General features: G+C 71.8%; 20 protein-coding genes. 14 read left to right on the forward strand and 6 right to left on the reverse strand.

Features of this window, described 5'->3' with window-relative positions; translation table 11 throughout:
* Window positions 1–179 precede the first annotated feature (179 nt).
* The 5 genes from uvrB (at window position 180) to ACFV57_RS16250 (ending at window position 7,893) form a co-directional block, all read left to right on the forward strand.
* Entirely contained in the window at window positions 180–2,309 is a 2,130-nt protein-coding gene (gene uvrB / locus ACFV57_RS16230) for an excinuclease ABC subunit UvrB (protein WP_385231505.1), read from the forward strand.
* Window positions 2,310–2,975: 666 nt separating this feature from the next.
* Window positions 2,976–3,554 carry a TerD family protein gene (locus ACFV57_RS16235; protein ID WP_385231508.1) on the forward strand — a complete coding sequence of 193 codons (579 nt, stop codon included), beginning with the start codon at window positions 2,976–2,978 and terminating at the stop codon, window positions 3,552–3,554.
* A gap of 56 nt (window positions 3,555–3,610) precedes the next feature.
* Entirely contained in the window at window positions 3,611–5,812 is a 2,202-nt protein-coding gene (locus tag ACFV57_RS16240; RefSeq protein WP_385231511.1) for a TerD family protein, read from the forward strand.
* A gap of 247 nt (window positions 5,813–6,059) precedes the next feature.
* On the forward strand, window positions 6,060–7,067 hold the full coding sequence (locus tag ACFV57_RS16245) for a TerC family protein (RefSeq protein WP_385231514.1): 1,008 nt from the start codon (window positions 6,060–6,062) through the stop codon (window positions 7,065–7,067).
* Window positions 7,068–7,434: 367 nt separating this feature from the next.
* Window positions 7,435–7,893, forward strand: a complete 459-nt coding sequence (locus ACFV57_RS16250; RefSeq protein WP_385231517.1) for a lamin tail domain-containing protein — start codon at window positions 7,435–7,437, stop codon at window positions 7,891–7,893.
* A gap of 91 nt (window positions 7,894–7,984) precedes the next feature.
* Here ACFV57_RS16250 and ACFV57_RS16255 read toward each other — a convergent pair whose 3' ends face one another.
* The 3 genes from ACFV57_RS16255 to ACFV57_RS16265 form a co-directional block, all read right to left on the reverse strand.
* Window positions 7,985–8,641 (reverse strand): MBL fold metallo-hydrolase, encoded by a 657-nt coding sequence (locus ACFV57_RS16255; RefSeq protein ID WP_385231520.1) that lies wholly within the window; start codon window positions 8,639–8,641, stop codon window positions 7,985–7,987.
* Between the two features lie 9 nt (window positions 8,642–8,650).
* Window positions 8,651–9,421 (reverse strand): maleylpyruvate isomerase family mycothiol-dependent enzyme, encoded by a 771-nt coding sequence (locus ACFV57_RS16260; protein WP_385231523.1) that lies wholly within the window; start codon window positions 9,419–9,421, stop codon window positions 8,651–8,653.
* A gap of 190 nt (window positions 9,422–9,611) precedes the next feature.
* Window positions 9,612–11,495: an FAD-dependent oxidoreductase gene (locus ACFV57_RS16265; RefSeq protein ID WP_385231526.1), complete on the reverse strand. Its 1,884-nt coding sequence runs from the start codon at window positions 11,493–11,495 to the stop codon at window positions 9,612–9,614.
* 48 nt (window positions 11,496–11,543) lie between these two features.
* On the opposite strand from ACFV57_RS16265, the gene ACFV57_RS16270 reads away from it, so the two are divergent.
* Together ACFV57_RS16270 and uvrA are read left to right on the forward strand one after the other, a co-directional pair.
* Window positions 11,544–12,245: a TetR/AcrR family transcriptional regulator gene (locus ACFV57_RS16270; protein WP_385231529.1), complete on the forward strand. Its 702-nt coding sequence runs from the start codon at window positions 11,544–11,546 to the stop codon at window positions 12,243–12,245.
* 520 nt (window positions 12,246–12,765) lie between these two features.
* Window positions 12,766–15,846 carry an excinuclease ABC subunit UvrA gene (gene uvrA / locus ACFV57_RS16275; RefSeq protein WP_385231532.1) on the forward strand — a complete coding sequence of 1,027 codons (3,081 nt, stop codon included), beginning with the start codon at window positions 12,766–12,768 and terminating at the stop codon, window positions 15,844–15,846.
* A 258-nt stretch (window positions 15,847–16,104) separates the two neighbouring features.
* On the opposite strand, the gene ACFV57_RS16280 is transcribed toward uvrA, so the two are convergent.
* Window positions 16,105–17,052, reverse strand: a complete 948-nt coding sequence (locus ACFV57_RS16280; RefSeq protein ID WP_385231535.1) for a carbohydrate kinase — start codon at window positions 17,050–17,052, stop codon at window positions 16,105–16,107.
* Between the two features lie 39 nt (window positions 17,053–17,091).
* Complete coding sequence (locus ACFV57_RS16285) at window positions 17,092–18,099, reverse strand: LacI family DNA-binding transcriptional regulator (RefSeq protein WP_385231538.1); 1,008 nt, start codon at window positions 18,097–18,099, stop codon at window positions 17,092–17,094.
* Window positions 18,100–18,277: 178 nt separating this feature from the next.
* Here ACFV57_RS16285 and ACFV57_RS16290 point away from each other — a divergent pair, with 178 nt between their 5' ends.
* The 6 genes from ACFV57_RS16290 (at window position 18,278) to ACFV57_RS16315 (ending at window position 23,562) form a co-directional block, all read left to right on the forward strand.
* Window positions 18,278–19,294 (forward strand): zinc-dependent alcohol dehydrogenase family protein, encoded by a 1,017-nt coding sequence (locus ACFV57_RS16290; protein ID WP_385231541.1) that lies wholly within the window; start codon window positions 18,278–18,280, stop codon window positions 19,292–19,294.
* 6 nt (window positions 19,295–19,300) lie between these two features.
* On the forward strand, window positions 19,301–20,749 hold the full coding sequence (locus tag ACFV57_RS16295) for a sugar porter family MFS transporter (protein WP_385231544.1): 1,449 nt from the start codon (window positions 19,301–19,303) through the stop codon (window positions 20,747–20,749).
* Window positions 20,750–20,784: 35 nt separating this feature from the next.
* Window positions 20,785–21,195 carry a Rieske 2Fe-2S domain-containing protein gene (locus tag ACFV57_RS16300; protein WP_385231547.1) on the forward strand — a complete coding sequence of 137 codons (411 nt, stop codon included), beginning with the start codon at window positions 20,785–20,787 and terminating at the stop codon, window positions 21,193–21,195.
* Between the two features lie 242 nt (window positions 21,196–21,437).
* On the forward strand, window positions 21,438–21,971 hold the full coding sequence (locus tag ACFV57_RS16305) for a hypothetical protein (RefSeq protein WP_385231550.1): 534 nt from the start codon (window positions 21,438–21,440) through the stop codon (window positions 21,969–21,971).
* Window positions 21,956–23,113, forward strand: coding sequence for an MAB_1171c family putative transporter (locus ACFV57_RS16310; RefSeq protein ID WP_385231553.1), 1,158 nt, complete (start codon window positions 21,956–21,958; stop codon window positions 23,111–23,113). The genes ACFV57_RS16305 and ACFV57_RS16310 overlap by 16 nt, the downstream gene beginning before the upstream one ends.
* 62 nt (window positions 23,114–23,175) lie before the next feature.
* On the forward strand, window positions 23,176–23,562 hold the full coding sequence (locus ACFV57_RS16315; protein WP_385231608.1) for an MTH1187 family thiamine-binding protein: 387 nt from the start codon (window positions 23,176–23,178) through the stop codon (window positions 23,560–23,562).
* Window positions 23,563–23,582: 20 nt separating this feature from the next.
* On the opposite strand, the gene ACFV57_RS16320 is transcribed toward ACFV57_RS16315, so the two are convergent.
* Window positions 23,583–24,503 carry a hypothetical protein gene (locus ACFV57_RS16320; protein ID WP_385231556.1) on the reverse strand — a complete coding sequence of 307 codons (921 nt, stop codon included), beginning with the start codon at window positions 24,501–24,503 and terminating at the stop codon, window positions 23,583–23,585.
* A gap of 361 nt (window positions 24,504–24,864) precedes the next feature.
* On the opposite strand from ACFV57_RS16320, the gene ACFV57_RS16325 reads away from it, so the two are divergent.
* Window positions 24,865–25,518 carry a papain-like cysteine protease family protein gene (locus tag ACFV57_RS16325; RefSeq protein ID WP_385231559.1) on the forward strand — a complete coding sequence of 218 codons (654 nt, stop codon included), beginning with the start codon at window positions 24,865–24,867 and terminating at the stop codon, window positions 25,516–25,518.
* Window positions 25,519–25,520 lie beyond the last annotated feature (2 nt).

The raw sequence follows: 25,520 nt of genomic DNA on the forward strand, positions 1-25,520 counted from the left end.
CTCAGCCGCGTCCCGGCCCCTCCCCGTCGTGCCCTGGACTCTCCCTGCCGCGTCCCGGCCCCTCCCCGACGCCGCCCGGGCCTGCCGCCCGGCGCCGCACCCCGCCGTCACCGCCTACAGAACCGCAGGTCGGAGCGTTTTCGAGCCGATTGTCAGTGGGGAGCCGTACCGTTGTTTCCATGCGGCCCGTTTCCAAGATCGAACGCACGGTGGCGCCCTTCGAGGTCGTCAGCCCCTACCAGCCCAACGGCGACCAGCCGACGGCCATCGCCGAGCTGGCGCAGCGCGTCAGCGGTGGCGAGAAAGACGTCGTCCTGCTCGGCGCCACCGGTACCGGCAAGTCCGCGACCACCGCGTGGATGATCGAGAAGCTGCAGCGCCCCACCCTCGTCATGGCGCCCAACAAGACCCTCGCGGCGCAGCTCGCCAACGAATTCCGCGAGCTCCTGCCCAACAACGCCGTCGAGTACTTCGTCTCGTACTACGACTACTACCAGCCCGAGGCGTACGTCCCGCAGTCGGACACCTACATCGAAAAGGACTCCTCGATCAACGAGGAGGTCGAGCGCCTGCGCCACTCCGCGACGAACTCCCTGCTCACGCGGCGTGACGTGATCGTCGTCGCCTCGGTCTCCTGCATCTACGGCCTGGGCACGCCCCAGGAGTACGTGGACCGCATGGTGCAGCTCAAGGTCGGCGACGAGATCGACCGCGACCAGCTGCTGCGCCGCTTCGTCGACATCCAGTACACCCGTAACGACATGGCCTTCACCCGCGGCACCTTCCGCGTCCGCGGCGACACCATCGAGATCTTCCCGGTCTACGAGGAGCTGGCCGTCCGCATCGAGATGTTCGGCGACGAGATCGAGGCGCTGTCCACGCTCCACCCGCTGACCGGCGAGGTCATCAGCGAGGACGAGCACCTCTACGTCTTCCCGGCCAGCCACTACGTCGCGGGCCCCGAGCGCATGGAGAAGGCCATCGCCGGCATCGAGGCGGAGCTCGCCGAGAGCCTCGCGACGATGGAGAAGCAGGGCAAGCACCTGGAGGCCCAGCGGCTGCGGATGCGCACGACCTACGACATCGAGATGATGCGCCAGGTCGGCTCCTGCTCCGGCATCGAGAACTACTCGATGCACATGGACGACCGCGCCCCCGGCACCGCGCCCAACACCCTCCTGGACTACTTCCCGGACGACTTCCTCCTGGTCATCGACGAGTCGCACGTCACCGTCCCGCAGATCGGCGCGATGTACGAGGGCGACGCCTCCCGCAAGCGCACCCTGGTCGAGCACGGCTTCCGGCTGCCGTCCGCCCTGGACAACCGGCCGCTGAAGTGGGAGGAGTTCCTGGAGCGCGTCGGCCAGACGGTCTACCTGTCCGCGACGCCCGGCTCGTACGAGCTCTCGCGCTCCGACGGCTACGTGGAGCAGATCATCCGTCCGACGGGCCTGGTCGACCCCGAGGTGATCGTCAAGTCCACCGAGGGCCAGATCGACGACCTGGTGCACGAGATCCGTACGCGTACGGAGAAGGACGAACGCGTCCTGGTCACCACCCTCACCAAGAAGATGGCCGAGGACCTCACGGACTACTTCGTGGAGCTCGGCATCCAGGTCCGCTACCTGCACAGCGACGTGGACACCCTGCGCCGCGTGGAGCTGCTGCGGGAGCTGCGGGCCGGCGAGTACGACGTCCTGGTCGGCATCAACCTGCTGCGGGAGGGCCTCGACCTGCCCGAGGTGTCGCTGGTGGCGATCCTGGACGCCGACAAGGAGGGCTTCCTCCGGTCGGGCACCTCCCTGATCCAGACCATCGGCCGGGCCGCCCGTAACGTCTCGGGCCAGGTCCACATGTACGCGGACAAGATCACTCCGGCGATGCGCCGGGCCATCGACGAGACCAACCGCCGCCGGGAGAAGCAGCTCGCGTACAACAAGGAGAAGGGCATCGACCCGCAGCCCCTCCGCAAGAAGATCGGCGACATCGTCGCGACGCTCGCGCGCGAGGAGATCGACACCCAGGAGCTGCTGGGCACGGGCTATCGCAAGGCGGCCGACGGCAAGGACGCCAAGGGCAAGGCGCCGGTGCCCGCGCTGGGCGGGAAGGCCGCCAAGGGCAAGGGCACGAAGGGCGCCACGCCCACCGACCGGCCCGCCGCGGAACTGGCCGAACTCATCGAGGAGATGACCGACCGGATGCGGGCCGCGGCCGCGGAGCTGCAGTTCGAGGTGGCCGCCCGGCTGCGCGACGAGGTGGGAGAGCTGAAGAAGGAACTGCGGCAGATGAAGGAGGCCGGACTGCGCTGAGGTGCGCCCGCGAGGCGCGCGCCCGGGAGGGGTGCAAGGGGGCGTCGGCGGCCGGTGGCGGGGCCGTGGGGCGAGCTGCCCAGGCCTGGGGCGGCGGATGGTCGGTGGCCGGCGCCGGGGCGTTGGCGGCCGGGTGCCGGCGGCCGGCGGCCGGGCGTGGGGTGAGCTGACCTGGCCCGGAGCGGTGGTGGACGGTCGGCGGTCGGCAGCCGGGCGTCGGAGCCAGGCGTCGGCAGTCGGCGGCCCGACGCGGGTGTCGCCGCCCCGGCTGGGGCGGCGATGGACCGCCGGGGAGATGGGCTGTCCTGGGCTTGGCGGGCATGGACTTGGGGGTGTCAGGGTGGAGACGGGCTTGGCAGTGTCGGGGCGGTGATGGGCTCGGCGGTGTTGCGCGGGTTGGGCTCGGCGGCCGGGGCCGGGCTGGGGTTGGGCCGGATACGTGGGGGTGGGATGCGTCGGTGGGCGGTGGTGGGGCACGTCGCCGTTCCGCGCCAGGTGGGGCCTTCCCGTACTCCGTACGGACCCGTACCGCGCACGGCGTGGCTGTGTTGCAGGAACGCCACAAAGCGCGGGGCGGGTACGTGGCGGGGGCAGGGCGTGCATAGGGTCGGTGACAGGCCGTCGGGGAGGCGGCAACGGGGAGAACAGAGCGAGAGGGGACGGCACGTGTCGGTCAACTTGTCCAAGGGGCAGGGCATCAGCCTGGCGAAGTCCGACGGTGGGACGCTGACGGCGGTGCGGATGGGGCTGGGCTGGCGCTCGGCGCCGCGCCGCGGCCTGTTCGGGTCCCGCACCCGGGAGATCGATCTCGACGCCTCGGCGGTGCTGTTCGCCGACAAGCAGCCGATGGACGTCGTCTTCTTCCAGCACCTGGTCAGCGACGACGGCTCGGTGCGGCACACCGGCGACAACGTGGTCGGCGGCGCGGGCCAGGGCGGCGACGACGAGGCGATCCTCGTCGACCTGTCGCGGGTGCCGGTGCACATCGACCAGATCGTCTTCACCGTGAACTCCTTCACCGGCCAGACCTTCGCCGAGGTGCAGGACGCGTTCTGCCGCCTGGTCGACGAGACCACCGGCCAGGAGCTGGCCCGCTACACCCTCACCGGTGGCGGCGACTACACCGCGCAGATCATGAGCAAGGTGCACCGTTCCGGCAACGGCTGGCAGATGACCGCGATCGGCGAACCGTCCAACGGCCGTACGTTCAAGGACGTGGTCCCGGCGATACTGCCGTACCTGTAAGCACGCACCGGCCCCGTCGGTGAGCACGGGGCGCACGACACTTCGGGGGAACGACGATGACGGCCGAGCTTGTCCGCGGGCAGAACCACCCACTGGACCGGACCCGTTTGGAGATCAGGATCGCGGCGGGCGGGCCCGTCGTCACGGGGGTGACGCTCGCCGACGAACAGGGCAGCCTCACGGGCGTCGAGGCGGTCGCCCACCCGGGCGCGCCGCGCCGTGGCGGCGTCGAGGTGCCCCGGCAGGCAGCCGCCGAGCACCGGATCGCGGTGGATCTGGACGCCCTGCCCGCCACCGTGCACCGGGCCGGCGTGCTGCTCGCGCTGCCCGTCGGCATCGGCGGCCCGGCGGCCTTCGGAGCCGCGGCGGCGCCGTTCGTCGCCGTCACCGGCCTCGACGGTACGGAGATCGCCAGTTTCACGCTCACCGGCCTCGATACCGAAACCGCCGTCGTAGCGGTGGAGTTGTACCGCAGGCAGGGCGCCTGGAAGGTGCGGGCCGTGGGGCAGGGGTACGCGGGCGGGCTCGCGGCGCTGCTCCAGGACCAGGGACTGCCGCAGGCCGCCGAGCTGGCCGCGGAGATACAGGAGGCGGTACGCAGCGGCCACGCGCGCTCCGTACCGGCCCCCACCGCGACGAGCGCCCGAGGGGCCGGGAACAGCCACGCGGCGGACCGTCACGCGGCGGACAGTCACGCGGCAAGCAGTCATGCCGCGAGCAGCCATGTCGCGGGTACCGGCCCCACCCCGTCAGCCGAGCGGGCCCCGACACCGGACGACGCCCAGCCGAAGCCGCACACCCCCACCGACGGCACCCCCACCAACGGCACCCCCACCAACGGGGTCCCCACCAACGGGGTCCCCGCGAACGGCATCCCCACCAACGGCACCCCCGCCGACGGCGGCCCCATCGACTACCGGCACCCGAAACGCCGCACCTCCACCCCGCAGCCCCACCGGGACGCCGCCCCCGCGCCGTCCGAGTCTTCAGAGACGCCGACGCCCGCCCCCGCCCCCGCGCCCACCCCCGCGCAGGCCGGCCCGGTGGCCGGTGACGCCGCGGGCCGGACCATGGAGGAGCGGCTCTACAACCAGGTCTGGAGCATGTTCGAGGACCTGGCGCGGACGGTCGCCGCCTACCGCAGCGCCATGGACTTCGCCCAGTCCCGTCTGGCGAAGGAACTGGACGCCGTCAACGCCGACCCCCGTAACCGACTCGGGGCCGCCGCGGACGCCGCGCGTGCCGCCGCCCACGACAAGCACGCCCGCCTCGCCGCCCAGGCCCGCGAGGTGCTCGACCGGGACCTCGCCCAGCTCACCGCCGAGGCCGAGGTCGTCGAGCCCGCCCTGCCCCCGGCCCTCGCCTCCTGGAGCAGCCCCGTCTGGCAGGGCTACCGGGCGCCGGAGGAGTACCCGACAGCGGTACGACTGGGTGACCTGCGCCTGCCGGAGTGCCCTGACCTGCGCATTCCCATGCTCGTGCGGCTGCCGATGGACCGTGGCCTGTGGATCGACAGCGGACGGCCCGAGGCGTTCGGCGGCGCCGGAGCCCCGGACGACGCGTTCGCGAGCGACTTCGGGCCGGCGGACCTGGCCGGCGGACCGGGCGGCGGCGAGCCGCTCGACGAGGCCGGGATACGGCGCCGGGCGCTGGACACCGCCGTCACGCTGGCCGCCCGCCTGCTCGCCGCCCACCCGGTCGGCGAACTGACCGTCCAGGTCATCGACCCGGCCGGCTCGGCGGCGCCCGCGCTGGCACCGCTGCTGGAGACGGGCGCCCTGCGCGAGCCCCCGGCCGCCGGAGCGCAGGGCGTGACCGCGGTCCTCGGCGAACTGACCCGGCGCGTGGACCTCGTACAGATGGCCGTCCGCAACCGGGCGGCGGAGGCACTGCCGCCCGACCTGGACACCGCCGAGCAGCTGCTGATCGTCCACGACTTCCCGCACGGCTTCGACGACCGCGCCGTCAACCAGCTCCGCTACCTGGCGGACGAGGGCCCGTCGGTCGGTGTGCACCTGCTGATGGTCGCGGACCGGGCGGAGGCGCGGGAGTACGGCCCGGTGCTGGACCCGCTGTGGCGTTCGCTGCTGCGCATCACGCCGGTGCCGGACGCCCACCTCGCCGACCCCTGGGTCGGGCACGCCTGGACGTACGAGCCGGCGCGTGTGCCGGACGGCAGCCAGGTGCTGCGCCAGGTCCTGGGCGACGTGGCCGAGGCCCGCCGGTCGCTTGGGTCAACCCGTATCCAAGAGCGTTGAGCATCCTCCAGATCAAGCCTCTGACCAGCACACTTATCTAACTCTTTACTATTCATTGCCTTTCCTTTACTCTCATGGTGCGGAGGGGAGTATTCCTGCGCGACGTACCCGTCATCACGGATCGCACCACTGACGAGATCCCGGGGCGTCGGCCCATCTCGGGGAGCGCGGCATCGGCGCTCTCGGGTGGAAGAGACCTCCGGCAGCGACGACGCTGTTAGTGCCGTACGACTCTGCCGGAGGAGCAGTGGACGTTTCCCTGACCCTGTGGGTGCTGACCATCGTCGGTCTGTGCGCCCTGATCGCCGCCGATTTCTTCATCGGCGGTCGCAAACCGCACGAGGTCTCCGTCAAGGAGGCCGGCGTCTGGACCGCCGTCTGGATCGCCCTCGCCGCGCTCTTCGGGCTCGGCCTGCTGCTCTTCGGCGGCGGGCAGCCGGCCGGCGAGTTCTTCGCGGGCTTCATCACCGAGAAGTCGCTGAGCGTCGACAACCTCTTCGTATTCGTCCTGATCATGGCGAAGTTCGCGGTGCCGGCCGTCTACCAGCAGCGGGTGCTGATGGTGGGTGTGCTGATAGCGCTCGTGCTCCGCGCCGGGTTCATCGGCGCGGGCGCCGCGATCATCGCCAACTTCTCGTGGATCTTCTACATCTTCGGCGCGTTCCTCATCTGGACGGCCTGGAAGCTCATCCAGGAGGCGCGCTCCGGGGAGCAGGACGAGGAGTTCGAGGAGAACCGGTTCCTGAAGCTGGTCGAGCGGCGGTTCCCGTCGACCGACCGGTACCACGGCACCAAGCTGTTCATCGTCGAGAACGGCCGGCGCCTGATGACGCCGATGCTGGTCGTGATGCTGGCGATCGGCACCACCGACGTGCTGTTCGCGCTGGACTCGATCCCCGCGATCTTCGGCCTCACCCAGGACCCGTACATCGTCTTCACCGCCAACGCCTTCGCCCTGATGGGTCTGCGGCAGCTGTACTTCCTCATCGGCGGCCTGCTGAAGAAGCTGGTGCACCTCTCGTACGGCCTGTCGGTCATCCTCGGGTTCATCGGCGTGAAGCTGGTGCTGCACGCCCTGCACGAGTCGGGCGTGAGCGTCCCGGAGATCAGCATCCCGGTCTCGCTCGGCGTCATCTGCGCCGTCCTCGTCGTCACGACGATCACGAGCCTGCGGGCCTCGAAGAAGCAGGCCCGAGCGGAGGAGGCGGCTGCCGGGGCCGGGGAAGATGCCAAAGACGCCATGAAGACGCGGTAGACGCCCGAAGACCGTACGGACGGGCGGCGGACGCGCCACGGCGTGTGAGGAGAGGCCCCGCGGGCACACCGCGGGGCCTCTCCCGTCGGCGTAGGGCATATGCGTTCGTCACTTGTGTTCCGCGAGCTTCGCCGTGCCCTTACAGTGCACGCAACAATTCCCGCGCGCCCGGACCGAACCGGACCGAACCAGACTGAACCGAACCGGACCGAGACCGATGTCCTACGAACCGGTCAGAGATCGACATCCTCCGGACCGGACCGAGGCCGACGACCCACGTCCCACGGGGCCATGTCCCACGGGTCCAAGTCCGACCCACCGGGCACGTCCGTGTCCGTCCCGGCGCGCACCGTCCCGAGGGGGGACCATGCGTCATCACAGCAAGGCGGCCGCCGCCGCGGCACTCGCGATAGCCACGGCGGCCGGGGGGCTCGTCATGGCGGCACCCGCGTCCGCGGCCGGGTCCGTACACCTGACGAAGATCTACTACAACAGCCCCGGCAGCGACAACCGCTCCAACGCCAGCCTGAACGCCGAGTGGGTGCAGATCAAGAACTCCACCTCGCGCAGCGTCAGCCTCAAGGGCTGGAAGCTCACCGACACCTCCCGCCACACGTACACCTTCGGTACGTACAGCCTGGGCGCGGGGAAGACCGTGACCGTGCACACCGGCCGGGGGCGCGACACCGCGGCCCACCGCTACCAGAACCGCCGTGCCTACGTGTGGAACAACACCAAGGACACCGCGACCCTCAAGAAGCCATCCGGCGCGCGCGTCGACAGCTGCAGCTACAACAACGCGCGCCGGTCCTACGTGAACTGCTGACGGCCGCCCGCCCCGGCCGGACCGCCCACTCCGGCCGGGGCGCTCACCCGGCCGGGGCCCTCCGCTCCGATCGGACCGCCCGTCCTCGTCGTCACCAGCCGCGTTCGCGCCACTCGGCGAGGTGCGGGCGCTCCGCGCCGAGCGTGGTGTCCGAGCCGTGCCCCGGGTAGACCCAGGTCTCGTCGGGCAGCCGGTCGAAGAGCTTGGCCGACACGTCGTCCAGGAGGCTGGTGAACCGCTCCGGATCGTCCCACGTGTTCCCGATGCCGCCCGGGAAGAGGCAGTCGCCGGTGAAGACGTGCGGGTGCCCGTGCGGGTCGTCGTAGACCAGGGCGATGCTGCCCGGCGTGTGGCCCGCCAGGTGGCGGGCGGTCAGCTCGACCCGGCCGACGGTGATGGTGTCGCCGTCCTCGACGGGCACGTCGGTCGGTACGGGGATGCCCTCGGTGTCGTACCGGCCCGCGTACGTACGGGCGCCCGTCGCGTCGGTGATCTCGCGCAGCGCGCCCCAGTGGTCCCCGTGCTGATGGGTGGTCACCACGGAGGCGATGCCGCTGTCGCCGATCAGGTTGAGGAGGGTGTGCGGCTCGGCGGCGGCGTCGATCAGCAGCTGTTCGCCGGTCGCGCGGCAGCGCAGCAGGTAGGCGTTGTTGTCCATCGGGCCGACCGCGACCTTGGAGATCATCAGGTCGGCCAACTCGTGCACGTCGGCCGGTCCGCCGACCTTCACTGCTCCCGTGTAGCTCATGGGACCACCCTAAAGCGGGGGGACGGCCGGAAGAGGGCCGCCCCGGGTGTCGAGTCGGGTGCCTTTGCCCCGGCCGGTGAGCCAGCCGACCAGTTCGGTCGGTGCCCCGGACACCACCAGGTGCGGGGCGTCCCCGACGTCCTCCGTGACCGCGCCCGTGTGCTCCGTACGGCCGGTGCGCCACCGCCGCCCGTCGGGGGTGCGCAGTTCGATGGCCGGTACGTCGACGTGCCCCGCGAACTTCTTGCCCGTCAGGAAGTCCAGTTCGGCGTCGACGAAAGAGGTCGGCAACTGCTCGATGCCGTAGCCGACGCCCAGGTCGACACGGTGCAGCTCGACCTCGGTCAGCCGGCGGAACAGCAGCCGGGCGGCGCGTTCCGTCACGCCGTTGCGCATCTCCAGCTCGTACTGGTGGCGGTCGGGCGGCAGCGCCGCCGCTGCCGCGTCGAAGCGGTCGGCGCTGGAGCGCAGGTCGTCCAGGTGCACCGCGAGCGGCCGGTCGGCGCCGTCGGCGATGTCGGCCGCGCGGGCCTCGGCACTCGCGTACATGGGGGTGCGGACGCCGGTACGCGCCCAGGTCAGCAGGTTGACCAGGGCATCGGCGTTGCGTGCCACGTGGGCCAGCAGATGGCCGCGGGTCCAGTCGGGCAGCAGAGACGGTTCTCCTACCGCCTCGTCGTCCAACTTGCTCACGGAGACAAGCAGTCGATCGGTTGCTTCGCGGACAAAGACGGCGTCTTGCGCGAAACCCGGCGCGGGGTCGGGCACGTTGTCGGTCATGGTCCGAAGCTAGCGCCGCGGTGCCTTTCGTGGGAGTCGGCCTGCACAGATCCGGGCGTACGCGGGCGGCGTGCCAGGCGTGCCAGGCGTGTCCGGCCTGCCCGGCACGGAGCGGGGGAGCGACAGCAGGCCCCCACCGCCCCCGGGGGACCTCCCCGCCGTCCCTCCGCTCACCTCACCACCCCTCCGCTCACCCCGCCATCTCGTCAGGCGCCCCGAACCACCGCCGCAGCGCGTCGTCCAGGGCGCCGAGTCCGTCTTCCGTACGGGTGGCGGTGTCCGCCCCGGCCGTACGGGACGCGGTCATCGTCCCGGCCATCCCGCCGGCAGTACCGGCCACCCCACCCCCGGCGCCGGAAGCCGCGCCCTCTGTGCCTCCGGCACCGGAAGCCGCGCCCTCTGTGCCTCCGGCACCGGAAGCCGCATCCTCTGTCGCCCCGGCACCGGAAGCCGCCGCCTCCCCACCTCGGCCGGCCTCCGCGTCGGCGGCCCAGGCCGTGATCCCGTCCGGCCGTACCAGCAGCCCGGCCAGCTCCGGCCGGTCCGGGCAGCGGGCCGTCACCACGCGCAGCCGCCCCTCGTACCCGGTGGCGTACTCCGCGGCCCGCGCGGCCAGTTCCGGTTCTTCGGTGAGGACGAGCAGCAGCCCCCGCCCGTCCTCCAGGCGGGCGGCGAGCCTGTCGCCGTCGGCCAGTTCCAGGTCGGGGGCGCTGCGGCCGGTCAGCGGGTGGTCGCCGGGCAGGTCGTAGCCCTGCCACACGCCGGAGATCTTCTTGACGAAGTAGGTGGTGCCGGTGACGGTGCCGATCAGGTCGCGGACCACCTCGCGCAGCGCGCGGGCGTGCGGCTCCGGCCGCATCATCGCGATCTGGGCGCGGGTCCACTCCAGCACCCACGCGCCGATCGGGTGCCGCTCGGCGGTGTAGGTGTCCAGCAGCCCTTCCGGGGCGTGGCCGTGGATCGTCGCGGCCAGCTTCCAGCCCAGGTTCATCGCGTCCCCGACGCCCAGGTTCAGTCCCTGGCCGCCGAACGGCGAGTGCACGTGCGCCGCGTCGCCGGCCAGCAGGACGCGCCCGGAGCGGTAGTCGGGGACCTGGCGGGCGTTGTCGGTGAAGCGGGTGGCGGTGAGCACCTTGGTGATCGTGACGTCGGTCCCCGAGGTCCTGCGCAGGCTGGTCTGCAACTCCTCCAGGGTGATGGGGGCGTCGCGGTCCGCGGGCGGGCCGTCGAACTCGACGGTGAGGATGCGGCCGGGCACCGGGCCGTGGGCGTAGATCCCGGTCGCGGTCTCGTTCCAGCCCACGCCGAGCTTCTCGGACCCGGTCAGCTCCACCATCGCCTGGTGGCCGGTGATCTCCGGGGCGGTGCCGGGGAAAGGGAACCCCGCGAGCCGACGGGCCGTACTGCGACCGCCGTCGCAGCCGACCAGCCAGTCGGCCCGGAGTGTCTCTCCGCCGGTCTCCCCGCCCGCCTCTCCATCCGTGTGGCCGTCTTGGCGTGTGCCCGCGTCGTCGGCCCCCGCGACCGGGCGCAGGTGCACCGTCACGCCGTCGTCCGCCGCATCGAAGCCGGTCAGTTCCACTCCGCGGCGCACCAGGACGCCGAGTTCGGCGGCGCGCTCGGCGAGCAGCCGTTCCAGTGCCAGCTGCGGAACCAGCCCGACGTCACCGGCCGGTCCGGCGTCGTGGAAGCCGGCGTCGGACGTGTCCAGTAGCTCGGCGGGCAGCATGATGCCCCCGAAGTGCCCGGCGAACTTCGGCGCCGCTCGTAAGGACGTGGCCCCGGCCGCCTGCCGCTGCCGCATGAAGGAGCTGAAGCGGCCGAGCGCCTCCTTCTGGACCTCGGCGAGCGCGGGCAGCAGCCCGCGGCGGTAGAAGGCCTCCGCGCTGGGCGTGTTGATGGCCCCCGCCTTGATCGTCTCGTCCGGTGCGGTCAGCCGCTCCAGGACGACGACGCGCACCCCGCGCAGGGCGAGTTCGCAGGCGAGCATCAGTCCTACGGGCCCGGCGCCCGCGATCACCACGTCCGGGCGGGGGGCCGTGTGGTTCGTGCTGTCGGTCGTCTTCGTACCCATGCGGCAAAGTGTAGTAACTAAAAATTTGTCTCGGCTAAAATTTTGGTCATGGCTGACGGTGCGGAGAAGAGCGGGCGGCGAGGCGGACCGCGGACGGCGGCAGACGGCGGCGGGCTCTCGCTGCGCGAGCTCAAGAAGATCCGGACCCGCGAACGGATCTCCGGCGAAGCGACCCGGCTGTTCGTCGAGCGCGGTTTCGACCATGTCACGGTCGCCGAGGTCGCCCGAGCCGCCGAGGTCTCGACGATGACGGTCTTCAACTACTTCCCCCGCAAGGAGGACCTCTTCCTCGACCGCGTCCCCGAGATCGTGGAGCTGGTGACGCGCGCCGTACGGGAGCGGGGCGAGGGGTGCTCGCCGCTGGAGGCGCTGCAGGGCCTCGCACTCGACCTGCTGGAGCGGCGGCACCCGCTCGCCGGGGTGGGGGAGTGGGTCGGCTACTGGTGGCGGGTGCTGGTGGAGTCGCCGGCGTTGATGGCGCGCGGGCGTGAGGCGCTGGAGGAGTTCGAGGGCACGCTCGCCGGACTGTTCGCGGAGGCCGAGGGTGCCGGGCCGGACGCGTACGGGCCGAGGCTGGCCGCGGCGCTGACCGTGGCCGGGTACCGCTCCGTGTACGCGACGGTCGTCCGGCGGCAGCTCGCGGGCGTCCCGGTCGAGGAGATCGCCGCGGAAGAGGGGGAGCTGCTGCGGCACACGTTCGAGGTGCTGTCACGGGTGGTGCGGACGGGACCGCCGGCGCCCGGGGCCTGAACACCGTACGGCCACCCCGGCCTCGCGCCACCGCACGCCCCCCGGCCCCACGGCGGCATCCCCCGCTCCCCGCTCCCCCCGGGCACCCCCCAGAAATTCGAACAGCGCCCGCCCCGGCCGTGACTTCGGACACCTTCGCCCCGATGCCGGATTTCCGCCGCGGCGGCCCCGGTGCCGGAGGGAACCGGGACCGCCGGACGGGCGTGGGTGAAGGGGGATACGGCCTGTCGATGATCGCGAGGAAGAGAGGCGGGCCGCCGCGCGTTGACACCGAACGGCTACACGTTCGGGTGAAGCGCTCCGGCAGACCCCGTAATTCGAATGCGCGTGCTATAGGCTCGTGTGTGGCATCAATAAGACATCGCCGCGGCGGCCCCCATACCCTGGGGCGGGGGCTCCGCTCAGCCTCCGTGCCCACCGGCTCGGCGCCCGGACGACCGGGCCGCCCCGCCGCTTTCGTCGAACGGGCCGCCGGCTGAGCCGCGGCCTCCCGCCCCTCTCCAGAAAGGTGCCGACCGGCGTGGCCGACCGTCTCATCGTCCGTGGCGCTCGCGAGCACAACCTGCGCAACGTCTCGCTCGACCTCCCCCGGGACTCCCTCATCGTCTTCACGGGGCTCTCCGGGTCGGGCAAGTCCTCGCTCGCCTTCGACACGATCTTCGCCGAGGGGCAGCGCCGCTATGTCGAGTCGCTCTCCTCCTATGCCCGGCAGTTCCTCGGGCAGATGGACAAGCCCGATGTGGACTTCATCGAGGGCCTGTCCCCCGCGGTCTCGATCGATCAGAAGTCGACCTCGCGCAACCCGCGCTCCACGGTCGGCACGATCACCGAGGTCTACGACTACCTCCGTCTGCTGTTCGCCCGTATCGGCAAGCCGCACTGTCCCGAGTGCGGCGACCCGATCGCCCGGCAGTCGCCGCAGGCCATCGTCGACAAGGTCCTGGAGCTGCCCGAGGGCAGCCGCTTCCAGGTGCTGGCCCCGCTCGCGCGCGAGCGCAAGGGCGAGTTCGTCGACCTCTTCTCCGACCTGCAGACCAAGGGCTACAGCCGCGCCCGCGTCGACGGGGAGACGATCCAGCTCTCCGACCCGCCGAAGCTCAAGAAGCAGGAGAAGCACACGATCGAGGTGGTCGTCGACCGCCTGACCGTCAAGGACAGTGCCAAGCGGCGGCTGACCGACTCCGTCGAGACCGCGCTCGGCCTGTCCGGCGGCATGGTCATCCTCGACTTCGTCGATCTCGACGAGGACGACCCGCAGCGCGAGCGGATGTATTCCGAGCACCTGTACTGCCCGCGCGACGACCTGTCGTTCGAGGAGCTGGAGCCGCGCTCCTTCTCCTTCAACTCGCCCTTCGGCGCCTGCCCCGACTGCACCGGCATCGGTACGCGCATGGAGGTCGACCCGGACCTGATCATCCCGGACGAGGAGAAGTCCCTCGACGAGGGCGCCGTCCACCCCTGGTCGCACGGCCACACCAAGGAGTACTTCGGCCGGCTGGTCGGCGCGCTCGCCGACGCCCTCGGATTCCGTACGGACATCCCCTGGGCCGGGCTGCCGCAGCGCGCCAAGAAGGCCGTCCTGAACGGCCACCGCACCCAGATCGACGTGCGCTACCGCAACCGCTACGGCCGCGAGCGCTCGTACACCACCGCGTTCGAGGGCGCCGTGCCGTTCGTCAAGCGGCGCCACCAGGAGGCGGAGAGCGACAGCAGCCGCGAGCGCTTCGAGGGCTACATGCGCGAGGTGCCCTGCCCGACCTGTGAGGGCACCCGGCTCAAGCCGATCGTCCTCGCGGTCACGGTCAAGGGCCGCTCGATCGCCGAGGTCTCGGCCATGTCGATCAGCGACTGCGCCGACTTCCTGCGCGAGATGAAGCTCGACGCCCGCGAGAAGAAGATCGCCGAGCGGGTCCTCAAGGAGGTCAACGAGCGGCTGAAGTTCCTCGTCGACGTCGGCCTGGACTACCTCTCGCTCAACCGCGCCGCGGGCACCCTCTCCGGCGGCGAGGCGCAGCGCATCCGGCTCGCCACCCAGATCGGCTCCGGCCTGGTGGGCGTGCTGTACGTGCTCGACGAGCCGTCCATCGGCCTGCACCAGCGCGACAACCACCGCCTCATCGAGACCCTGGTGCGCCTGCGCGACATGGGCAACACGCTCATCGTCGTCGAGCACGACGAGGACACGATCAAGGTCGCCGACTGGGTCGTGGACATCGGCCCGGGCGCCGGCGAGCACGGCGGCAAGGTCGTGCACAGCGGCCCGATGAAGGAGCTGCTGGCGAACAAGGAGTCGGTCACCGGGCAGTACCTGTCCGGCCGCAAGGCCATCGTCACCCCCGAGGTGCGGCGGCCCACCGACCCGAAGCGGCAGCTGACGGTGCACGGCGCGAAGGAGAACAACCTCCGCGACATCACCGTCTCCTTCCCGCTCGGCGTGCTCACCGCGGTCACCGGCGTCTCCGGCTCCGGCAAGTCCACGCTCGTCAACGACATCCTCTACACCCACCTGGCGCGCGAGCTGAACGGCGCCAAGTCGGTACCGGGCCGCCATGTGCGGGTCGCCGGCGACGACCTGGTGGACAAGGTCGTGCACGTCGACCAGTCGCCCATCGGCCGTACGCCGCGCTCCAACCCCGCGACGTACACCGGCGTCTTCGACAACATCCGCAAGCTGTTCGCGGAGACGATGGAGGCCAAGGTCCGCGGTTACCTCCCCGGGCGCTTCTCCTTCAACGTCAAGGGCGGCCGCTGCGAGAACTGCGCGGGCGACGGCACGATCAAGATCGAGATGAACTTCCTGCCGGACGTGTACGTGCCCTGCGAGGTCTGCCACGGCGCGCGCTACAACCGGGAGACCCTGGAGGTCCACTACAAGGGCAAGTCCATCGCCGAGGTGCTGGACATGCCGATCGAGGAGGCGCTGAACTTCTTCGAGGCCGTACCGGCCATCGCCCGGCACCTGAAGACCCTCCACGAGGTGGGCCTGGGCTACGTCCGGCTCGGGCAGTCCGCGCCGACGCTGTCCGGCGGCGAGGCGCAGCGCGTCAAGCTCGCCTCCGAGCTGCAGAAGCGCTCCACCGGCCGGACGGTCTACGTCCTCGACGAGCCGACCACCGGTCTGCACTTCGACGACATCAGCAAGCTGATCAAGGTGCTGTCCGGCCTGGTCGACAAGGGCAACTCGGTCATCGTCATCGAGCACAACCTCGACGTGATCAAGACCGCGGACTGGATCGTGGACATGGGCCCCGAGGGCGGCAACGGCGGCGGGCTCGTCGTCGCCGAGGGCACGCCGGAGGAGGTCGCGGCGGTCCCCGCCAGCCACACCGGCAAGTTCCTGCGCGACATCCTGGGCGACCGGGTCAGCGACGCGGGGCCGGCCACGGCCGGCGGGGCGAAGAAGCGCGCGGCGAGGAAGACCGTCGCCGCGGCGAAGGCCCCGGCCAAGAAGACCGTCTCCGCGAAGACGGCCACGAAGGCGTCCGCGACGAAGGCGACGGCCAAGAAGACGGCCGCCAAGCCCGCGGCCGCCAAGAAGACGGCGAAGACGGCCGTCAAGAAGACGGCTGCCAAGAAGGCGACCCGGGCCCGCCAGGGCTGAGGGGCACGGCCGTCGGCCCCGCCGCGCCGGGCCCGACGGCCGTCTCCGCCGCAGAACGGGCCGTCATCCACTCGCAGGAGTGGGTGACGGCCCGTTCGCGTGCCGCGGGCCGGGCCCTCGTTCGCGTGCCGCACGGCCCGCTCCCCGTTCGGCGTGCTGCGCGGGTCCGCCCCTATTCGCGCGCGGCCCGCCCCCCGTCCGCGTGCGGCCCGCCCCCGTTCGCGCCAGCGCGCCCCGCCCCGCCCCCTCAGCGCGCCGTCACTCCGGCCCCACCAGCTCCGTCGCGTACGGCGGCTCCGCGCCGGGCCGCGAGCAGGTCAGCGCGGCCGCGCGGGCCGCGAAGGCGAGGATGTCGTGCCAGGCCCCGGGGGAGAGGGCGGCGAGCGCGTCGGGCGACAGGGCGCCGTGCGCGTCGAGGCGGTGCAGCAGCGCCGCGTTGACCGTGTCGCCCGCGCCGATCGTGTCGGCGACCTCGACCCGCTCGCCGGGCACCGCGATCTCGTCCCCGCCCGGCGTCAGCACGGACAGCCCGTCGCCGCCGCGCGTCAGCACGACCGCCGCCGGTCCGGCCGTCAGCCAGTCCTTCACCGCGGCCGCGGTGCCCTGGGTGCCGGCCAGCCAGTCGGCGTCCTCCTCGGAGAGCTTCAGCAGCGTGACGTGCGGCAGCCAGGAGCGGAAGCGGGCGCGGTAGGCGTCCGCGTCCGCGATCAGCCCGGCGCGGATGTTGGGGTCGAGCGCCGTGAAGATCCCGCGCTGCGCGCAGCGGCGCATCAGGGCCTCGTACGCGCTCGCACCCGGCTCCAGGACCAGCGAGCAGGTGCCGAACGACACCGCCCGAGCCCCGGCGGGCAGTTCGGCCGGCAGGGTGAACAGCCGGTCGGCGGTGCCGTCGGCGTAGAAGCCGTACCCGGCCGAGCCGTCCGGGCTGATGTCCGCGACGGCCAGGGTGGTGGGCTCCGTGCCGCGCTGGACGAGCGAGACGTCCACGCCGTCCGCCCGCAGGCCGCGCAGCAGTTCCTCCCCGAACGTGTCGGTGGACACGCGCGAGCAGAACGCGGCCGGCGAGCCCAGCCGCCCCAGGGCGAGGGCGGTGTTGTACGGGCCGCCGCCCCGGCGCGGCAGCAGCGCGGGCAACGGACCGTCCCCGGACGGCGATTGCGAGCTGGGCACGAGGTCGATCAGGGCCTCGCCGGCGACGACGATCACGTGAGTCCTGGCCTTTCTGGGGGAGGGGAGGCGGGCGGGTCAGCGTCCGGCGCCGGTGCAGCCGCAGGAGTCGCGGTGCACATAGGTGCAGGGCAGCCGGAGGGTGCGCGGCGGGCGGTCCGGGTCCTCCAGCCGCTCCAGGAGCAGCCGGACCGCGGTGGCCCCGATCTCCTTGCTGGGCTGGGAGATCGCCGTCAGGCGCGGGGCGAAGAGGTCGGCCCAGGAGAAGTCGTCGAAGCAGGCCAGGGCGATGTCGCGGGGGACGTCCAGGCCCAGGTCGCGCAGGGCGCGCAGGGTGCCGATGGTCATCGCGTTGTTGGCGGTGATGATCGCGGTGGGCGGTTCGGGGGCGGCGAGCAGGTGCCGGGTGGCGTCCTGGGCGCCCTCCGCCTCGGAGTTGCCGCCCGCCAGCAGTTCGGGGGCGAACGGCAGGCCGCGGGCGCGCAGGCCCTCGCGGTAGCCCTGGACGCGCTCGGTGGTGGTGCTCAGTCCGGGCAGTCCGGCGACCAGCCCGATGCGGGTGTGGCCCAGGTCGGCGAGGTGCTCGACGAGTTGGCGTACGGGGGTGGTGTTCTCGGCGCAGACCTGGTCGTACGTGTCGCCGACGAGCCGGTCGAGGAAGACGGCCGGGACCTGGCGCCGGGTGAGGTAGTCGACCATGCCGGCGGGTTCGGCCGACGGCGCGAGGATCATGCCGTCCACCCGGCGCTCGTGCAGCAGCCGGACGACCTTCTGCTCGTGCTGCGGGTCGTCGTGCGGGTCGGCGAGCAGCAGGCTGTAGCCGGCCTCCAGGGCGCCGGCCTCGACGCCCTGGAGGATCTCGGTGAAGTACGGGTTGCTGATCGCGGACACCGCGAGGCCTATGGAGCGGGTGCGCGAGGTGACCAGGGAGCGGGCCAGCGTGTTGTGGGTGTAGCCCAGCTCGTCGATGGCTTTCAGGACGGCGGCGCGCGTGTCGGGGCGTACCGGCCGGGTCTCGTTGAGCACGTGCGAGACGGTGGCCACGGAAACCCCGGCCTGCCGCGCCACATCGACCATCGTCGTCATCCGGTCCGTCTCCCCGAGTCCGTCGCCCTGTCTTCGCCGGCAAGGAGGTCCGGCTGCCGGAACGTAGTCCATCACAGCCTAGACGTAAACGCTTGCGCAAACGTTTACCCCCGGGTTACGTTCACGCCGCCCCATCCGTAACACCCGCAACACCGCACGAAGACGTGAGGAGGCGCCGATGCGCGCTGTCGTGGTCACCGAGCCGGGCCGAACCGCCCTGACGGAAGTCCCCGATCCCCGGCCGGCACCCGCGGAGGTCGTCGTCCGCGTCTCCTCCTGCGGACTGTGCGGGACCGACATGCACATCCTCGGCGGTGAACTGCCCGCCGTGCGCTACCCGCTGGTCCCCGGGCACGAGCTGACCGGCGAGGTCGTGGCCGTGGGCGAGGGCGTCACCGTCCCGGCCGTCGGCGACCGCGTCGCGGTGAACCCGAACCTGCCGTGCGGCGCCTGCCACTACTGCCGCATCGGCCGCGCCAACCTCTGCGAGGACTACCGTGCCGTCGGCGTCACCCAGGCCGGCGGCTTCGCCGAGCTGGTCGCCGTCCCCGCACGCTGCTGCCACCTCGTCCCGGAGTCCTTCTCCGAGGCCGCCGCGGGCCTGATCGAGCCGCTGTCCTGCGCGGTGCACGGCCTGAACCGGCTGCCTCGCCGCCCCGGCGAGCACTACCTCATCTACGGCGCCGGCACGATGGGCCTGATGATGGCCGCGCTGGTCCGCACCGCGGGCGCCGCCTCCGTGTCCGTCGTGGACCTCAACAAGGAGCGGCTCGCCTTCGCCGAGAGCTTCGGCCTGGACGCCGCCGTCACCGACGCCGGCCGGCTCGGCCGCGCGCCCGGCTTCGAGGTGGTCGTCGACGCCACCGGTGCCGTTCCGGCCATCGAGGACGGTCTCGGCCGGGTCCGCAAGGGCGGTACGTTCCTGCAGTTCGGTGTCACCGACCCGGCCCGCTCCGCGAAGTTCTCTCCGTACCTCGTCTACCACCACGAGATCGACATCATCGGCTCGATGGCCGTGCACAACAGCTTCCAGCCCGCCATCGACGTACTGGAAGCCGGGCTCGACCTCGATCCGCTGGTCAGCGACGTGTACGGACTGGAGGACTTCGACGAGGCGGTGGCCCGCTTCCGGGCCGGCACCGGCCGCAAGATCCACCTCGCGCCCCAGGGCCCGCAGTCCGCGCGAAAGGGGTGACGGGCCGTGCCCGCACGCATCAAGAACGCCCTGATCTGGGTCTTCGGCGCCCTCGGCGGCATCCTGTGGGGCTATGACACCGGCGTCATCTCCGGCGCCATGCTCTTCATCAAGAACGACATCGCGCTCACCCCGCTCCTGGAGGGCATGGTCGTCTCCGGCCTGCTGGTCGGCGCGATGCTCGGCGCGGGCCTGTCCGGCCGGCTGTCCGACTCCTGGGGCCGGCGCCGGCTGATCCTCGCCGCCTCCGCCGTCTTCATCCTCGGCACCCTCGGCGCCGCCCTGGCCACCACCCCCTGGACGCTGATCGCCTTCCGCTTCGTGATCGGCACCGGCGTGGGCATCGCCTCCGTCGTCGTACCGCTGTACCTGACCGAACTGGCCCCCAAGCACCTGCGCGGCGGCCTGACCTCGCTGATGCAGCTGCTGGTCACGGTCGGGATCTTCCTCGCGTACGTCACCGACTACCTGCTCGCCGGCGCCGAGGCGTGGCGCTGGATGATCGGCCTGGGCGTGGTGCCCGCCGCGGTCCTGGCGCTCGGCATCATCACCCAGCCGGAGAGCCCCCGCTGGCTGGTCGGCAAGGGCCGTAACGACGAGGCGCGGCACGTGCTGACGCGGCTGCGCGGTACGGGCGGCGCGGCCGACGCCGAACTCGCCGAGATCGAGGAGACCGAGCGCATCGAACGGGCCGAGAGCCGTTCGCTGACCCTCAAGGACCTCACGGCGCCCCGGCTGCGGCCGGTCCTCCTCGTCGGGATGCTGCTGGTCTTCTTCCAGAACTTCGTCGGCATCAACACGATCATCTACTACGCGCCGACGCTGCTCACCGACATCGGCTTCGGCTCCGACGGCGCGATCCTCGCCAACGTCGGCATAGGGCTGCTGAACATGCTGATGACGCTGCCCGCCATGCGGCTCATCGACCGCAGGGGACGCAAACCGCTGCTCTTGTACGGCGCGCTCGGCATGTGCACGGCCATGCTCGTCCTGGCCGCCACCAACCTGTCCGGCCTCGGATACGGCGCGGCGCTGTCCGTCCTGACCCTCTTCGGCATCGCCCTGTACATCGCGTCCTTCGCCATGTCCTGGGGGCCGGTGCAGTGGGTGATGCTGCCGGAGCTGTTCCCGATGCGCATCCGGGCCGCCGCGGTGAGCCTGTGCGTCATGTTCAACTGGCTGTTCAACATGGTCGTCTCGCTGGTCTTCCCGACGCTGCTGCGCGCCTGGGGAGCGGGCGTCAACTTCCTGTTCTTCGCCGTGACCACGTTCGCCGCCTTCGTCTTCGTACGGAAGCTGCTGCCGGAGACCAAGGGCCGCAGCCTGGAGGAGATCGAACGGGACCTGCTCAAGGGCCGGTCGGGCCATCCGGAGGACCGCGCCGGGGGCCGGCCGGGGCACCCCGAAGCGGACGGATCGGTACCGGTATCGTCGGGGGCCGACGCCGCACCGTGACGCCGCGCCCGTAACCGAGTGCCTGGGAGTACGACATGAGCCAGCCCCCCGCCCGCCGGACCGTGCTGCGAGGGGCCGCGCTCGTCGGCGCGGCGGGCTTCGGCGTCGCCGCCTGCTCCGGCGGCGATTCGGGCGAGGCGTCCGCGACGCCCGCCGAACCCGTCGCCCTGGGCGCCGCCGCCGAGGTACCGGTCGGCGGCGCCAAGCTCTACCGTGAGAGCCGCCTTCTCGTCTCGCAGCCCGAAAAGGGCCGGTACAAGTGCTTCAGCGCCAAGTGCACCCACGCGGGGTGCGTGCTGGACAAGATCGAGCGCAACCAGGGCAACTGCCCCTGCCACGGCAGCCGGTTCGACGTCACGACCGGCAAGGTCATCCAGGGACCGGCCTCCAAACCACTGCCGGAGGTCCCGGTCAAGGCCGAGGGCGGCAAGCTGGTCGCGGGCTGACGCGTGGGCGCCTGGACCTGTGACACACCGCAGTTGGCCGGAAACGGTCTGCTCGGAGACGGGGGACTGACAGGGGGCGGGGTGAAGATCTACGATCGCACGACGCGTCGCACGGATGACGCGCGAGGGGGTGTCGTCGTGCCGGATTCCTCGTGTCACATCCTGGCGGCGGCAGCATGACCGGGCGTAGCTACCGGGTCGTCTGCCCTCCCGTCCCCACAAGCCATGGAGTATCACCCGCGATGCACTGGAGGCGACTGCGCCGCCGCTGCCGGCGCGTGATCGACGCGATACCGCTGCCCGAGCCGTTCTCCGCGCAGGAGCTGTGCGCCCGGCTCGCCACCGACCGGGACCGTCCGCTGCGGCTGATGACCCTGCCCACCCCGACCGGACTGGGCATGCCGACGGGCATGTGGCTGGCGACCGAGGAGGGCGACTACGTCTTCTACGACGCCCAGACCAGCCCGCTGCACCAGGAGCACATCATCCTCCACGAGATCGGTCACCTGGTGTGCGACCACCGGATGGCCGTCGAGGACCAGCGGCTCTTCCGGCACATCGACATCGAGGACCCCCGGTCCATCCGGCAGGCGCTGGGCCGCACCCGCTACTCCGACCGGCAGGAGCAGGAGGCGGAGATGATCGCCAGCCTGATCCTGGAGGGCGCCGGCCGGGTGCCCGCGCCGACCCTGCTGTCCGGGATGCTCGGCGGCCTGGAGTCCGGCATGGGCCTGCGGGACGCCCGTCACCCGGGAGCGCCGTGCTCACCTGGCTAGCGGATCTCGTCTGGCTGGAGAACGCCGGCATCGTCGCGCTGTGGGCGGTGGTGATCGCCCGGGCTCCACGGGGCCTGAAGGACCCGGCGCAGCGGCCCCTGTGGTTCGCGATCGTGATGATCGCGCTGGCCATGTCGATGCACCTGGAACCGGTCACCGCCGTCCTGGCCCACCTCGTGCCGGGCGCGCACTGGGTCGATCTGAGCACCCACCTGTTCAGCATCGTCGACGCCGCCGCGGTGCTGTGGTTCATCTTCCAGGCCGCCGGGCGGCAGCGCCGTACCGTCCTGGTGTTCGGCGCCGCCCTCGCCGTCATGCTGGCGCTCGTCGCCCTGGACCTGGCCGGGCCGCCGCACGCGCGCAACCAGATCGCGCCCTCACCGGACACCCCGAGCGTGCCGGACGCCTACTGGTACGTCTTCTTCGCCTTCCACCTGACGGCCGACACCACCTGCGGGTTCGTCTGCTGGGCACAGGGCCGCACCGGCGCGCCGCGGCTGCTGCGGTACGGGCTGCGGCTGTTCGGCACCGGCATCCTGCTGGCGTCCCTGCTGTGGGTGCTCAAACTGGCCTACCTCCAGACCCGCTCACCGGTCTTCGGTCCGCTCTTCTCCCCGGTCACCGGCGTCGAGGCGCTGTTCATCGCGGCGGGCGTGGCGCTGCCCGTACTGGCCGGGGCCCGGCAGCTGTGGCAGGACCGCACCTCCTACCGAGGGCTGGCCGTCCTGTGGCGCGAGCTGACGGCGGTCACCCCCGACGTGGTCCTCGGTCCGGGCAGCCGGCTGCGCAACGCCGTGCTGCCGCTCCAGCTGCGCCTGTACCGGCGGGTCATCGAGATCCGCGACGCGATGATCGTGCTCCGCGACTACGTCACCCCGGCCACGCTCGACGGGGTCCGCCGGCACGTGGGCGAGCAGGCCGTCCCCGAGCACCTGGCCGACGCCCACGTCACCGCCTGCTGGCTGGCCGCCGCCCTGCACGCCCGCCGTACCGGGGAGGCGCCGCAGGCGCAGACGGCCAATCTGGCGGGCCCCGGCGCGGGCGATCTCGGCGAGGAGGTCCGCCACCTGCTGCGGATCGCGGATGCCTACCGCTCTCCCGTGGTACGCGCCTACCGGGCGGCACACGTCGGGAGCGGGTGACGGTGCCGCCGCCGCGGCCCGCCGCCGACGGGCCGCCGTATCCGTACGACGAGAGGAAGACCGTGCTCATTGCCTTCGCCCTGACGCCCATGGGCGTGGAGGAGAACGGCGCGGCGTACGTCGCCGACGCGATCAAGATCATCCGGGAGTCCGGGCTGCCGAACCGCTCGGACTCCATGTACACGATGATCGAGGGGGACTGGGACGAGGTCATGGACGTCGTCAAGCGCGCGACCGAGGCCGTCGCCGACCGGGTGCCGCGCGTCCAGGTCAGCATCCGGGCCGACGTGTGGCCGGGCATGGACCGGCCGCTCGACGGGAAGATCTCGATGCTGGAGCGCCGCGTCGCGGACAACGCGGCGGCCGCGGGCGCCCTGGACGGCAGCACGGCGGCCACCGGCGCCGACGCGTCGGGCGTCCCGGCGACCGGGGCGGGGCCCACGTCCTGACGGGCGCCCCGCCGCCCGCATCACCCCCAGTCCCACCCGATGCCCACGATCCCGGGCCGTACGCCCTGCTCCACCAGGTGTACGGTCCGGTGCTGTCCGCTCAGCGTCAGCTCCTGCTGCTCCGCGCGCGGCGCGCCCGCCTTGGTCTGGGTGAAGCGGCGGCAGCGCACCGGCAGTGCCGCCTCGTCGAAGCAGACCTGGAGGACGTACTGGCCGCCGGCGAAGCGGAAGCCGCGTACGTACTCGGCGCTCTGGCCGCCGCTGCCGTCCTCGAAGCTGTGGCCGAAGACGTGGGTGTCGCCGGTGCGCAGCCGGACGTCGAAGAGCAGCTCGGCGACCACCATCGCGGTGGCCGCGTTCCAGCGCACCCGGCCCAGGCGGCAGTTCTCCCCGGCCCTGACGGTCACCCGTGACGGGTCGCAGCCCGCGTCGCCCTGGTGTATGGCGATGTAGCGGTCCACGCCGTCCCGGTGGGCGCGCACCACCTGGAGGGAGCGGCGTTCGCTCAGCTCGCGGCCCGCCCCGATGTGTACCCATTCGTGGTGGCCGACCGTGTGCAGCCCTCCGTCCGCGGGCGCCTCCAGCTCGGCCAAGAGCGAGTGCAGGGCGTCGGCGGGGTCGAAGAGCGAGCGGTACGAGCGGGCGGCGGGGCGCTCCGTCGTCTCGGGCCGGGAGCCGCCCTCGGGGACCAGCAGCCGGTGCAGGGAGCGCGCGGGCAGGTCGAGGACCTCCTCCAGGGCCCGTACGGCGCGCAGCGACTCGGGGCGCTGGGGGCGCCGGGCCCCCTGCTGCCAGTAACTCAGGCTCGTCACTCCGACCTTGATGCCGCGCTGCGCGAGCTTGTGCTGGACGCGGTGCAGGGCGAGGCCGCGCGCGGCCAGGGCGGCCCGCAGGGCCAGGTGGAACGGGCCGGTCCGCAGGATCTGCGTGAGTTCGGCCAATTGCGGGGAAACCGGGGCGTTTCCCGGATGCGCCCGAGGCGCTTGGTGCGGAGTTTGCTCGTGTGCTTCCCGGTGTTCATGAGGTGTATGAAATGCCTGATGCGCCGTGTGCTGTGTCATCGTCCAACCCTTCGGCGCGCGCGGTGAACGTTCACAACTGGACTTCACACCGTGCGCTGCCCCTGCCTGTCCGCTGCAGTACGCCGGGCGCGGGCCGTTCACACCCGCTTCCGGACGTCCACACCCCCATGTCACCCCGCATTGAAGCGTGTTGACCTGCTCCGGACAACACCCGATGCTCCTGACCAGCATCCGGATGCGCTCCTCCGTCCCCACCCCCCTCACTCGGGAGAGGAACGCCATGACCCGCGCACCACGCACCCGCGGCTCGCGCCGCAGATGGCTGTCCGCCGCGGCACTGTCGGCCGCCGCACTGACCGCCGTACCCGCAACCTCCGCCACCGCCGCGCCCGCCCCCACCGGCACGACGGCCCGGGCAACGGCACCCGCCGCGCCCGCCCCGCAGGGCGCGCTCGCCGCCAACCGGCTCAACATCTCCATGCAGGCCCAGGAACAGACCAACTGGTGCTGGGCCGCCTCCGGCAACACCATCGCCACGTTCTACGGCAGAAGGTACAGCCAGAACCAGTTCTGCAACGCGGCCTTCAACCGCCAGCAGGGCAGCAACTGCCCCAACAACCAGGCCACGCTCGGCAACGTGCAAAACGCCCTCGACTGGGCCGGCATCAACCGGGGCTCGTACGTCACGGGCTACCTGCGCTACGGCACCGTCCAGAGCGAGATCAACGCGGGCCGCCCCGTGGAGACCCGCATCCAGTGGTCCTCGGGCGGCGGGCACATGCACGTGATCTACGGTTTCGACACCGCGAACAACTGGGTGTACTGGGGTGACCCGTGGGGCTCCAACAGCCGCTACAACTGGGGCGACTACAACTACTACGTCAACGGCAACTCCTTCTCCTGGACCCACTCCCTCTACCGGATCGGAGCCTGAGG

The sequence above is a fragment of the Streptomyces sp. NPDC059788 genome, from assembly GCF_042732265.1.
In the GTDB taxonomy this organism is placed as follows: Bacteria; Actinomycetota; Actinomycetes; order Streptomycetales; family Streptomycetaceae; genus Streptomyces.

Bases quoted from the DNA above. Each gene is read 5' to 3' on its own strand.
- ACFV57_RS16250 (WP_385231517.1), top strand. From the start codon at position 7,435: ATGCGTCATCACAGCAAGGCGGCCGCCGCCGCGGCACTCGCGATAGCC.
- ACFV57_RS16300 (WP_385231547.1), top strand. From the start codon at position 20,785: ATGAGCCAGCCCCCCGCCCGCCGGACCGTGCTGCGAGGGGCCGCGCTC.
- uvrB (WP_385231505.1), top strand. From the start codon at position 180: ATGCGGCCCGTTTCCAAGATCGAACGCACGGTGGCGCCCTTCGAGGTC.
- ACFV57_RS16285 (WP_385231538.1), bottom strand. From the start codon at position 18,099: ATGACGACGATGGTCGATGTGGCGCGGCAGGCCGGGGTTTCCGTGGCC.
- ACFV57_RS16270 (WP_385231529.1), top strand. From the start codon at position 11,544: ATGGCTGACGGTGCGGAGAAGAGCGGGCGGCGAGGCGGACCGCGGACG.
- ACFV57_RS16305 (WP_385231550.1), top strand. From the start codon at position 21,438: ATGCACTGGAGGCGACTGCGCCGCCGCTGCCGGCGCGTGATCGACGCG.
- ACFV57_RS16265 (WP_385231526.1), bottom strand. From the start codon at position 11,495: ATGGGTACGAAGACGACCGACAGCACGAACCACACGGCCCCCCGCCCG.
- ACFV57_RS16240 (WP_385231511.1), top strand. From the start codon at position 3,611: ATGACGGCCGAGCTTGTCCGCGGGCAGAACCACCCACTGGACCGGACC.
- ACFV57_RS16290 (WP_385231541.1), top strand. From the start codon at position 18,278: ATGCGCGCTGTCGTGGTCACCGAGCCGGGCCGAACCGCCCTGACGGAA.
- ACFV57_RS16325 (WP_385231559.1), top strand. From the start codon at position 24,865: ATGACCCGCGCACCACGCACCCGCGGCTCGCGCCGCAGATGGCTGTCC.
- ACFV57_RS16260 (WP_385231523.1), bottom strand. From the start codon at position 9,421: ATGACCGACAACGTGCCCGACCCCGCGCCGGGTTTCGCGCAAGACGCC.
- ACFV57_RS16255 (WP_385231520.1), bottom strand. From the start codon at position 8,641: ATGAGCTACACGGGAGCAGTGAAGGTCGGCGGACCGGCCGACGTGCAC.